1 protein-coding gene (running past both ends of the window) is annotated in these 13,180 nt (G+C 72.4%); it reads right to left on the bottom strand.

The whole window is internal to a hypothetical protein gene (locus ABZ215_RS01115; protein ID WP_354946891.1) on the bottom strand: the coding sequence, 52,863 nt in all, runs 21,894 nt past the left edge and 17,789 nt past the right edge, and what appears here is coding positions 17,790-30,969 (codon 5,930, partial, through codon 10,323, complete); the first complete codon in reading order (the gene reads right to left) occupies positions 13,177-13,179. The start codon and the stop codon both lie outside this window.

Raw genomic sequence — 13,180 nt, 5'->3', positions numbered from 1 at the left:
AGCCAGCTGGGCGAGCGTCTCGCTCGTCAGGTCCCGGTGGTTCCAGTGGTCCAGGCGCAGCTCGACCGGGCCAGGGCGCCGTCCCGTCGCGGTGTGGGCGGCGAGCCGCTCGCGCGCGTGCGCCAGCGCGTCCCGCAGCTCGGCCGGGGCGTCCGCGTTCGCCGCTCCTGCCGCTTCGAGGCGCCGCACCGCTTCGGTGTACACCCGCGCGTAATCGGGGTCCTGGTCCTCGGCGTACCGGCTGGGTCGGCCGTCGAGCTGTTCGATGGCGGGGCCGCCCTTGCGGGCCGTGATCGCAACGCCCACATCCCCGGTCGCGGTGATCGAGACGGCCCCCGAAGCGATCAGGGCGCGCACCAGATCGGGCAGGTGCGGAGCGACCCGGACGCCACCCGTGATCGTCAGCGTGCCGTCCGTGCGCACAGCCGACATCCCGTTCGCCACCGCCGCGATCGCCGGCCCGGTGAACGCCGCCGGCGGCAGGTCCTCCAACAAGACCTGGGCGAACTCGCCGTCCGGCACGGTGCGCGCGATGTCCGCCCCGGCGGTGAACACCGGCCCGGGTCCGGGTGCGGTCAGGACCGGGCGGCCGCGCGGCACCCTGGCGACGATCTGCCGCGCCCCGTCGGAAGCCCGCTCTTCGCGGGTGCGGGCGAACCACTTGCCCAGGCTGTCCCGCAGCTCGCTGACGTACTCCGGCGCCGCTGTGTCCGGGATGCGCACGACGAGCCTGCCCTCGGCGCTGAGCAGGTGCCACGCCTCCCCGGCCGTCCGGCCGAACCCGCCGGTCCGCTCGTGCCGGGGCAGCTCGCCGAGGACGATTTCGTCGTGCACGACGTCGCGGCGCTGCAGCACCAGGTCCGCGCCGGTCGCGAGTTCCAGCACGGCCACCGGCCCTGGCCGCCACGACGGTTCCCGCGCGGGCGCCGTCAGGTCCTCCCGGAAGCGGAGCGACGCCGGCTCGGTCAGCGCGGCCCGGCCGGGCGCGCCGAGCTCGGCGATCTCCCGCGGCGTCGGGTAACCCGCCGTCGCGTACTCGTTCGCATCCGCGCGGCGCAGCAGGTCCTCGATTGCCGCGATTTGGCTCTGCAACGCCCCGGCGTCCGGCACGCCGTGACGGCGGAGAGTCTGTTCGACGCCTGCCCGCGCCCCGAGCGCGAGCTGGCGGTCCAACCGTGCGGCACTGTCGCGCAGGGTGCCGAGCTTCTCGGAGAGTGCGCCGATGACTTCGCCTGCGGCGTTCCGCCCGGAGGCGCCCGGTGCCCAGTCCTGGCCCGCCAGCGCCCTGGCCACGGCCGTCTCGCCCGCGGCGAACTCGTCCACAGAGGACACGCCCCACTCGCGGTAGCGCTCGCGCAGGAACTCGTCCAGAGCCGTGGCGGCCGGCGAATCGGCGAGGTGGTCGTGCCGCGCCCGGAGCGTGTCGCCGTCCCAGAAGAAGGTGCGCAGGGCGACGAACTCTTCGTCGGCGGAGGCGAAGCGGAGGTGGACCGAGTTCTCGTCGGTGCGAGCGTCGGCGAGGTGAACTTCAGCGCCCGCGAAGGTGGTTCCCCGGACCAAGCGGGCGAACCCGCGACCGGCGTCCGCGGAGGACAGTGGCGTGCCGGGGCGCGGAACGAAGTCACCGATCCCCGCCGGCGCCGGCACCGCGGGCTGCACGAGGTTGGGCAGCAGCCGCAGGGCGTGGGTCATCGTCTTGCCCAGGAGCACGGTGCGGTGGGCGGCATCGGCCGGCATCCACGGCAGCTTCACCTCGGCGAGACCGTCGTCCCCTGGCGGGTACAGGCGTGGCCGCGGCGCGTCCGGATCGACCGTCACCCGGGCGCGGAAGGTGTTGCCCTGCGGGTCGGTGAACTGCCACACGCCCTGCTCGTCCTGCTCACCGTGGCGGTTGCGCATCCAGGCGCCCAGCGCCTCGGCGAATCCGTCCTCCGGGTCGGCCGCCTGGTCGACGTTCCAGGGACGTCCCAGGACGTGGTGCGGCCGTTCCCGGAACGGGACGACCTCGGGTTCCCCGAAGACGTTTCCCTCACCCGGGGTCTCGCCCGGCGCGGAGTGGTAGGCGAACGCGCCGCCGGCGAGGCCGCCGGGGTCGCGGCCGGTGCGCGGCGCCGGAACCGGCGCGGTGTCGGTGTCGACGCGGCCGGTGCCGAACGGGTCGTCACCGCGGTGCGCGGTCCGCGCCGGACCACCGGCCTCCGCCGGACCATCGCCGCGGTGCACGGTCCGCGCCGGGCGGGCCGGGCCCTGTGCCGGGTCGCGACGGGTGCCCGGGCCGGTCGCCGGGCCGCGCGACGCACGCCTGGTGTGCTCGGCCAGCTTCTCCGCGTCGCCCTCGCGAAGGTTCTCGGCGACCTTGGCGGCGAGCGTGGACCGTTCGGCCGGGGTGGCGGGCTCGGGCTGGTGGGAGAGGCGGCTGACCGCGTCCAGGCCTCGCCGGACCCGTCCCCACGACAGCTGGGTGCCGTCGCCCAGCGCGGTCGCGGCGATCTCCGGCCGCTCCGCCCGCTCCGGCGAGCTGCCCTCGTACCGGGTGTGCACGGCCGGCTTGAACCGCTCGATCGCCCGGAACCTCGCCCACGCGCCGCGGGCGAGGTAGATCGCCGGGCCGGCGAGCGCGAACGCTCCGGTGGCCGCCAGCACCACCGGATTGGTGGTGATCATCGACGTGCCGATCGCGGTCAGGGCGCTCTGCGCGAAGAACATCGCGCCAGGGCCGAGCTTGGCGCCGACCCGGCCCTCCTTGCGCTCGATCTTGAAGCCGATCTGGGTCAGCTTCGCGGTGGCCGCGGTGAGGCTGGTCGCGACGACGGCGTTGAGCCAGTTCCCTTCCGCGATGTACTGCACGGTGAGAGCCGCGTTGCCCAGGGTCAGCAACGGGAACGCCAACAGGTTCTGGAGCTTGCGCATGCCCGGCCGCGCCACCGGGTCGTACTGCGCCCAGATGCCGGGCACCGCGGTGATCGCGAAGAACAGCGAGGACGGCACGTAGGCCAGCGACACCCACGCGGCCAGCCCCACCGTGTGCAACCCCTGGTACAGCTGGTTCAGCCCGTTCACCAGCCACGTCAGTGCCGTGACCACGTGCGAACCGCGGCCGAAGAAGCCGGCGGTCGGGTTCATCCGGTTCATCGAGTCGGCCGTGGCGCCGATGATCCGGTTGACGTAGTCCTTGAGCTGGGAGAACTTCATGTTCGCCCAGACCCGCCTGCTCTGCGCGGTCACGCCGTCCGGAAGTCTGAAGTGGACGGTCACGATGTAGTCGATCAGCATCTGCTTGACCCGCTGCTCGAACTGCGTGACGACGCGCTCGACGATGTGCGCGAACTGCTCGCGGAGGTTCTTCCCGCCCGGCGCGATGTCGTTGACCATCAGCTGCCGGGTCATCTTCATGAGCCGGTGCACCGACTCGACGTCGACGCGCTCCCGCTCCATCATCGACTCGACAGTGACGCGGAGGTCCTGCCCGTGCGCGACCTTCAGGTTCGACAGCAGCGACCGCGTGACGAACGCCAAACCCGCGATCGCGGTGGCCGAGCCGACGATCGCCGCGGGCACGGCACCGACCACGACGGCGGTGGCCGCGGCCGCGGTCCCTGCCGTGACGGTCGTCCAGCCGACCAGGCCGCGGTTGCGCCAGTACTTGTGCAGCTTCCGCTGCGTCTCCTCGGTCGCGAGGCGCTGCTCCTCGGTCCTGGTTACGTCGCCGAACACCTTGCCGACGAACTTCCGCCGGTCCTCCGGGCTCAGGTCTTCCGCCGCCTGCAACGCGAAGTGCGCGGCGATCAGCGCCTCCACCGGCGTCTTCGAGCCGTCCCGCTCCACGGGCTCGAGCCGGTTGCGGTTGCGCAGCTGGGCCCAGCGCTCGGCCACCGTCCGGCGGATCTGCGACCGCATGTCGCGCACGACCTGCCCGGCGGCCTCCGTACGCCGGAAGTCGCCGTAGGCGATCCGGTAGGCCTGAATCGACGACTGGATCTGCGGGTTCTCGCGCCAGATCCCATCCCGGGTGCCGGCCGGACCGGCCGCCTGGCCTTCGCGCGGGCGGAAGCCCTGGTCCCACAGCTCCTGCGCGCGGGCGTGGAAGGCCTGCCGCACCTCCTCGGGCGCGTCGGCCATGGTGTCCAGCCAGGCGTCGCGGTGGTCGGAGTAGTACTCGTCGACGAACCGCTGGCTGCGGTCGTCCGGGGTTTCGGCCTGCCGCGCGTCGGACCCGTCGCCCATGCCGACACCGGGGCCGACGGCCTGGTCGGGGTGCGGCACGAACCCCTTTTCGACGAGCTCGGCAGCCTTGCGGTGGAAACCCTCCTGGACGTGCTGCGGGTAGTTCGACAGCAGCTCCACCCAGGCGTTGTGGTGCCGGGAGAAGTACTCGTCGACGAACCGCTGGCTCGCGTCCCGCTCGGCCTCGTTCATCACCCGGACGTAGTTGCCGCCGCGCATCTTCGCGACGATCGCCTCCCCGTCCGGGAAGCGCTGCATGATCGCCCGGTAGACCGGCTCCATCTCGGTGGAGTGCCGGTCCAGCTGGGTGCTGGGCATCATGCTGATGCCGTCCGACCCGAAGATCAGCCGGTCCTGGTACTTCACCGCGAACTCGATGAACCGCTCGAACACCGCGGGGTCGTCGCGCATGTACTGGCCGAGCGGCGTCCACGAGAAGTCGTAGTGCAGGCCGGGGACCAGCTGCATCATCCGGTCGAGCATGTCGATGTGCTCGGGGGTCAGGTGGGTCCAGTTCCCAACGCCGAGGTGCGCCCAGATGATCCGGTTGTCCCGGAACTCGGGGTGGTGCTTCATCAGCGCCATCATCGGGATCAGGCCGCGCTCGTCCGGCTCGCCCGCCCGGAACAGCCCGTTCAGGTCGACGGTGGCGAACCCGTTGTCCTTGTGCAGCAGGAAGGTCTGGCCCGTCATCCGGTTCCCGCGCAGCTTCGACAGCAGGTGCGGGTTGAACATTCCCGGCACCTCCGCGGGCAGGCTCGCCGCCATCTCCGGATGCCCGGCCGCGCGCAGCAGGTACCGCAGGGTGTCACCGTTGCGCACCAAGTGCTCCAGGTAGTCGGCCTGGTCCACGGGCGAGGTCACGGACTGGGAGTCGCCGACCAACGCGCGGGCCTCCTCGGCCGCGGTGCCGGTCAGGCTGCCCTCGGCCAGGTCCTTCTTGACCTGCACGGCGGCGGCGACGGTCAGCTTCAGCTGGTTGATCCACCGGGGGTTGTAGGTGGTGTTGGCTTCGTCGCCGAGGAGCTGCTTGATGGCCTCCTTGTCGTCGGTCTGCTCGGCGCCGAGGTAGGCGAACTCGGCCATCAGCATGGTCAGGTCGTAGCCCTCGGCGCCGGTGATGTCCCAGCGGGTGCCGACCAGGCCCACGTCGGCCCGCCACCGCACGTCCTCGGACATCTCGCGGTACATCTTGAGCATCAGCGCGTCGGCGAGCTTGCCCTGCAGTTCCAGGACGTTCTTCTTGTCGATCAGGCCGGCGCGCAGCGAGTGGACCAGGCCGTAGTAGGTCGCGCCACTGGCCGCGGCGAGGCCGAACGCCCGCTCGCGGATCGCCGAGTACAGGATCCGGCCGAGGTCGCCGCGCGCCGCCCGGTAACGCAACTGCCGCTCGGCGAGGCTCATCTTCGGCTCCTGCTTGAGCCACTCGAGCAGCTGCTTCATCCGGGTCTTGGCTTCTTCGGTGTTCTCCCGGCCCGCCCCCAGGTACTGGTTGTCCAGCGCGTAGCTGAGCAGGTGGTGGTGCACGTCGCTGATGTCGCGGGTGGACAGGCGGTTGGTGAACATCGCCAGCGCCGTGTCCATCGACGTGCCCAGGTCGAGCAACTGCTGCAGGGCGTCCGGCGAGTTCGGGTCGATCGCCTCGACCTGCGCGATGAGCCCGTCGATGTCGATCAGCGCCTGCGTGCCGAGGAACCGGCGGCCGAGCTTGGCCAGCAGGCCGCGGCCCTCGAGGTAGCGGTCGACGTACGGCAGGCTGTATCGCGACTCCGTCTCGGCTCGGCCGGAGGCGACCACTCGCCCGGTGATCTCGCTGACCTCGGCGTCGGTCAGGCCGGTGCGGTGCGCGATCTCGACGAGCCGGACCCCGTCGTCGGCGGCGGCGTTGACCGCCGGGCGCAGTGCGTTCACGTATTGCTCGTGCGCGGCGTCCCGCTCACGCTCGGCGGCCAGGTAGGCGTCGATCGCCCGGTCCAGCTCGGCCTGCGCGGCGCGGACGGAGTTCGCGGCCTGGCGCAGCACTTCGGCCCGGTTGCCCCGGAACGGCAGCTCGGCGTCGGCGGCCTGGCTCGCGGTGACGTACCGCACCGGGAGGTTGAGGGCGTTGGCCACCACCTGCGCGGCGCCGGGCGAGTCGCCCTCGTTGCGCAGCAGGCCCGGCACCCAGCCACGGCGTTCGTTGAGCCGCGACCGCGCCTGGCGCAGGTCCGCCGCGGCCGCGCGGTATCGCCGCTCCGCGGCGCGGCGAGCCGGTTCGTTGGCCCGCACGGCACGGGAGAGATCGCGGCGGGTGCCCACCAGGTCGCTCGCGCGGAACCGGCGCACCCCGTAGGTGATCTTGTTCGTGCGGTGGTCGAACTCCCGCGGTGTGAAGCCGGGCCGCCTGCTCGCGTCGAGGATGCGAGCGAGCGCCTGGGAAGTCGCGTTCCGCGCGGCCCAGTCCGGCAGGCCGTCGTCGATCGCGTCCTGGCGGACCCGTTCCAGTTCGCGGACGCCGCCGTCGCGCTCCCGGGTCCACCGCTGCTCGGCCTCGACCTTGCGGTTGCCGGCGTTCTCGGCCGCCACCAGGAGGCGATCACGGTGGTCGGCGACCAGCCGCACGGTGTCCGCGGCGTCCTGCCCGATGATCTCGCGCGCGATCTTCGGCGGCGGCTCGACCACGCGCGCGTTCGGGAGCACCTTCGCCGGTTCGACGATGCGCGCCTCGATCTCCGCGCGGGGAAGGTCGTACGCCGTCTCCAGGGCGTCGAGCACCCGGCCGTCGTTGAGCGGGACGCCGAGCAGGTCGGACAGCCGCTGCGCGACCCACGGCAGGTAGGACTCGTCGTCCTCGATCGCGTTCAGCGCGGCCAGGTGCGCCTGCTGCGCGCGGAGGAATTCCGCGTGCGCCTCGCCGACCCGGTCGGCGATCCCGTCCACCGCGGTGCGCAGCGGCTCTGCCTGCGGGAACAGCGCGGTGAGGTCCATCGACCGGATGCCGAACTCCGCAGGCAGCGCCGGGTCGGCGGGGATCGCGGGCAGCAGGTCCGCCTGGCTGTCCGGCGCGGTCGCCGCGCGGGGCGGCGGCGGGTCCCCCAGCCCGAGCGCGGCGTGCCGGTACCCGAGGACGTTTCGCAGCCCGTCGGCGACCATGCGGACCTGGGTCGCCTGCGTGGCGCCCGGCGGCACCTCGACGACGTAGGGCCGGTGGTCGCCGACCGCGACCCGCAGCCGCGGGGCGTCGATGCCCTCGACGGTCCGGAACTCGACGCGGAAGGGCCTCCCGCCGGAGTCGGTGGCCCGGACGGTGACCGTGCCGGTTTCCGGGCCCGCCGTGACGAGCAGGTCGCGAGCCGAGCTCCCCAGACTCGCCCGCGCCACCCCGCGCTCGGCCACCGCGGCCGGGATGGCTTCGCCCCGCTCGTGCGAGAACCGGACCGCGTCCGGGGTGTTGAGCTGCGCCCGGAAGCGGGACAGGGTGATCTGCAGGACCGCGTCGGCGACGACCGCGGGCAGCGTGTCACCGAGCGCCGCCAGGGGCAGCTGGATGTCGTAGGTGTTGCCGGTCCGCAGCCCGAACGTGTCGTCGCGCGGTGGGACGCCGTCGCGCAGGTCCTGGAAGTACGGCCACACCTCGCTGCCTTCGCGGACCACGACGGTGAAGGGCCGCTGGTCACCGTAGGCGACACGCAGGTGGACCTCGTCGGCGGCGGCACGGGTCGCGGTGACCTGGACCGGATGCCCGGCCATCCGGGCGACGACCGTCTCGGCGAGTGTCCGCATCGGACCGTCGCTGCCGTCGCCCTGGCGGATCCAGGCGGGAGCAACGGGTTCCACGACGGGCGCGGGACGGGACCGGATCTCGGCCGGCGCCGGCGACTGGATCTCCTGCGGGCCGGGCCGCAACGGCTCGGCCTCGGCGAGCGCCCATTCGGCGGCGAGGCTCCGCAGCTCGGCGGTGATCATCTGGGTGCGGATGTCGTCGGAGACGTCGCGCGGCACCGTGAACCGGGCCGTCCCGACCCAGCGGCCCTCCGGCTCCACGAAGTGCCCGTCGCCGAGGCTGATCCGAGCGCGGAACGAGCGGCCGGCGCGGTCGATCACGACGACCTCGACGTGGTCGGCCTCGCGCACGCTGGCGGCCTGGCCGCCATGGCTCCGCAGGCCGGCGTCGACGACGGCGCGTTCGACGGAGGCGTGCAGCGCGGCGATGGCGGCCTGCTGGGCCTCGTCCGGCGCCGCGGCGGGTTCCGGCGCCGCCGTCGGCAGCAGCCTGTCCAGCGCTCGCTGAGCCAGCTCCGCCGGCGTCGGACTCGGGATGGTGTGCCCGATGCTCGGCAGCAGGATCTCCGGCTCCTGGGACCGCGCTCCGACAACCGAGCGGAGGAGCCTGTTCAGGTCGCGCGCCCGACCGTCCTCGTCGGTGAACGCGGGAATCGCCATCCGTTCGACGCCGTCGTCCCGGTTGGGCAGTGTGGCGATGTACGGGTAGATCGCCGTCCGGATCTCGACGGACCGCTCCCGACCGGCCGCGCTCACGGTGATGCCGTCCGCTTCTCGCACCACGGTGAACTCGGAGTCGCTCCACCCCAGCTCGCGCATCGCGGCCGCGATCTCGCCGGTGCTCACCAGCTCGGGCGCCGCGGTGAGTCCGGAAGGCAGGTCCGTGCCGAACCGCTCCTCGATGCGCCGGACCTGCTCCGTGATGTCCTCCGCCGGCGCGCGGGGCGACAGGTGGACGGACTGGATCGAGCCGTCGGCGTAGTACAGCTGGACCAGCACCAGGCCGTTGCGGACCCGCGCCATCACGTGCACCGGAGTGCCCCGGCCGGCCGGGGCACCGTCCAGGGCCATCGTCAACAGCCACTGGTCATCCGCGTTCCCTTCGGCCGGGGGCACGACCTCATCCACGTCGACGACACGCGCGGTCGACTCCACGATCTGGCGCAGCGCGTCCGCGATCCGGTCCGCCCGGCTGCCGTCCCCGGCCCACTCCGAGACCACCACCTGGTTCGATCCACCGGGTGAGGAGACGGTGAAGACGTCGGCGTCGTCCCCAGACCGGATCTCGACCCGGTGCGTCCCGCCGGCGCGGTCGCGCACCGTCAGGTCGGCCCCGTCGGTGTGTTCGGTCAGCATGAACGAGCCGTCCCGCACTCCCAGCCGGGCGAGAGCAGTCGTCACGTCCTCGACGACTCCGGTTGCCGGTGGCTCGGTCCCGAACCGCTCCTCGACAAGCCGGACCTGCTCAGCCAGCTCTTCGGCGGGCGCGATGGGCTGCAGGAACACCGTCGCGGTGCGCTGCCCGCGGTAGTGCACTCGCACCGCCACGCGATCCCCGTCGACGTGCGCACTCACGTGGACCGGGGCTCCGAGCTCCGCCGGCAGACGGTTCTCCGCCATCCGCAGCAGCCAGAGGTCCTCGTCACGCCCCAGACTCGGCTCGACGATCGGCTCTCCCCGGCTCAGGGCGAGTGTGAAGCGATCGACGTGGTCCGTTGTGGACGGGTACCGCCACCGCAGGACCTCGGTCAACAGCTCCGGCGTCCAGGTCCGCACCTCCGCCAGCTCCGCAGGCAACGCTCCCTGCAACCCCCGCACCCACTCCAGCAGAGCGAGGTGGTCCTCGATCTCGCGCTGCAACATCAAGTCCGCCGGCGATCCCTCGAACTCCGCCGCGGCCACTGCGGGGTCGGGGCGGAAGGAGGTGATGACCTCCTTCATCAAGCCCGTCGCCATCACCGCGAGCGGGTCGCCCGGTCGCAACCCCACCCGGCCCGATGCCCAGTCGTACACCGCCGCCGCACCGACGTACGGCGACAACCGCTCGTACGCCGCGCCGTCGGAGACGAACTCCGCAGCCAGACCGTCATCGGTCAGCTCGAACGCCGAAACGGCCTTCTCCTCGATCCGCCGCTCCAGCTCGGCGATCGACACACCCAGCACGTCGGCCAGCGCCCGGAGATCCCGCTTCGCGAAGTCGGCGATGTCCTGGCGCGCCCCCGCGTCCAGGGTCCCGACCACGGTCTCGGCCGGTGTCCGCACGCCGTGGAAGTCCGGGTTCGGCAACCACGTGACGGATTCGATCTCGTCCGCGAGGTCCCGGCTGACCTGCCACCAGCCGGAGATCTCGCTCAGCGGAACACCGGAGTGCAGAACGAGGTTCTGCTCCGTCGCTTCGTTCCCCTGGAGGGCGTTGGTGGCATCGACGTCGAGACCACCCGGAGCGTGATGTTCGTAGATCCACCCGCTTCGCGAACCCAGGATCCGCAGCGCGGCCACGAGGTCGCCGCCGGACACGACCAGGTGCCACGGCGTCTCGCCGCCATCCAGCCCGCGGACGTCCGCGGCGGTGGGCGTCCGGCCGCGGTTCACGGCGGTGATTCCACTGCGGGCCGCCACTTCGGCGGGGCTGAGCGTACTCACGTGATAGACCGGAGCCTGGGGATGCAGCCGGGTGCGCTGGGCGCCCGGGACCGGCTCACCACCGGGATCGCTCAGCGGCACCGTCCGCAGGTTGGCCGGCAACGGATCGCCGGGGCGAGGAGCGACGGTACCGCGCTCACGCGTCGCGCCTTGTTCGTGCTGGGCCAGTGCGCGGTTCAGTTCCCACACCCGCGCTCGGGACCCGCGGCGGCTCTCGCCGGCGATCTCGTCCGGCACGAGCCGGCCGGGAACCGGTCGGCGGTGCTCGGGGACCGCGGCGATGACGGGACCGGTCATCGCGTCGATGGTGCGCGGCACCATGTCGAGCCCCTGGCGGAGCACGAGTTCCAATGCGATCCGCCGGGCGGCGCCGTCGACTGGCACACCCGGCGTGACGACCTCGATCGGTGCTTCCTGCTCGATCCGGTCGCCGACCCGGAGCGCGCCGACCTGCAGCCACGGCCCGGTCAGCTGGTCGTCGGCCCGGAACCGCAGCGCGAATTCGAGACCGCCCGTAGTCGTGACGAGCCAGAGAACGCCGTCGTCACCGGGGTCCGGCACGGTACGCACCGACTCCACGCCCGCCACCCCCTCGGCGAACAACTCCGCGAGGGTCGAGTCGATCGCCGCCGGGTCCGCGGTGCTCTCGCCTCGCGGCCAGACCTCCGACAACGCGAGAGCGCGCCCGGGCAGCCGCACCGAGCCGTTGCTCGCGAACCGCATCACCGCGGTCCTGGCCGCCCTGCCCATCTCAGGGACGAGGGCGGACCGCACCGGGTGCTCGCTCCTGGTGTCGGCCTCCGGCGAGTAGAGACCCTGGAACCCGAGGGTGTCGATCGTGCCGTCAGGACGGGTCACGCGCACCGCGTCGGCGACACCGGAGCGCCCGTCCGTCCTCACGCCGTCGATCAAGAGCTCGACTCGACCGTGATCACCGACGTAGGCGCCCTCCGCGGTGTTCCACGTCAGCCGCGCGTCCCAGCCGGGGGCGCCGTCCTCGGCCCCGGGCACACTGACCACGAGCGACCCGGTCGTGGGATCCGGCTGAATCCAGACGATACCGGCGTCGTGGCCAGGGGACGAGTAGTACAACCACCGCCCGGACAACCGGTCCACCGCCACCGGTTCAGGCACGTGGTGCACGGCGAGCGTGGTGGCGCCGTCGAGCATCCGCTCCCACAGGCGCTTTCCGGGCGTGGGCACCTCGAGGTCGTACAGCGACGCGATCGATCCCGTGTGGACCTTCCGCGGGGTGGAGCCGACGATGTCGAACTCCCGGGCCAGACCACTGCGGTGGAGGACCTGCCAGCTGGCGTCGGGGATCACGAACGGACCGACCGGAAGCCCCGGCCCCGGATGCCAGTTGTACCGGTCGTAGACGTGCACCTGGTAGTCAACCCGGACGTCCGGGCGAGCACCGTCGGCACCCGGCACGACGGTGACGGACCCGCTCACCGCGTAGTAGAACGTGCCGACACCCAGGTACCAGTCCTGGCTCTGCTCCGCGACGGTGACCGTGTCGAACCGCTGCCACCCCGACGAGAACGTGAACCTGCCTGTCTCGCCTCGTGCCTCCGCGGCCTGGGCGAGGCGGAGCGCCTCGTAGCGCACTTGGGCCGCCGCGTTCTCGCGCAGTTGCGGGATGTCCCGGAGGAGACGGTCGGGCTCGACGATGAAATCCTCGCCGGTGTTGCCGAGGAAGTGACGCATCATCCCCGCGGCGACTGGCCTGCCGGTCAGCAACCCGCCAAGGACGATGGCGTACCCGAGGGCCTTGGTCCGGTACGCCCGAAGACTCGGCGTCTCACTGTTCCAAAGGCCCGAGCCGCCGCCCATCATGTTGGCACCCGGCGCGGGCTTGGCGGGGCGGCCGGGCAGGACGGGGCCGGCACTACCGTCCCCTTGTGCCGGTGCCACCCAATCCGGGGTCGACACGTCCACGCCGTGCATCCCGAGCGTGAGCAGGCTGTCGCGCAGCCGTGCGAGCGCATGGGCCACCGTGCCGATTTCGCCGGGCTCAGCCTCGGCGAGCGCATTGTCGAGAGCACGGGCGTCCGCCACGACCGCGTCCAGCGCCGCGCGCGCTTCGGTGGTGCGGCCGGGCTGCTCCGCCGCACGTGCGGCGGCGGTGAGCACCCTGCCCGTCAGGTCCGTTCCCCCGCCCGCTCCATGCACCGCAGCGGTGATGTCGAGGAGGTCGCCCAGCGAAACCCCGTCGAGGAACGCCGGAGCCGACGTTCCCGTGGGCAACAGCTGCATCGCGACGAGGTGCCACTTGGCGGACAGCTCGGGGCCGATGTGCCTGCCCAGTGCGGCAACCAGGTGCAGCCGCGCGAGTTCGCCGCGAGCGGGAACACGGTCCAGGAACCGCCGGTCGAGCGGACCGCCGGTCGTGTCCATCCAGGACATCAGAGCGCGCTGGGTGCGCAGGTGCTCGAGCATCGAAACGCCCGGGAACGCGTTCGCGCGCACGGTCAGTTCCGGCGCGTAGCGGAGGAACCACTCCGCGGCCCGCACCATGTTGTCGTGCAGGGCCGAGATTCCCTCGGCC

This window comes from Amycolatopsis sp. NPDC006131, assembly GCF_040614175.1.
Lineage (GTDB): Bacteria > Actinomycetota > Actinomycetes > Mycobacteriales > Pseudonocardiaceae > Amycolatopsis_E > Amycolatopsis_E tucumanensis.
The sequence above is the reverse complement of the archived record's forward strand: the minus strand, read 5'-3'. Positions and strand labels throughout refer to the sequence as shown.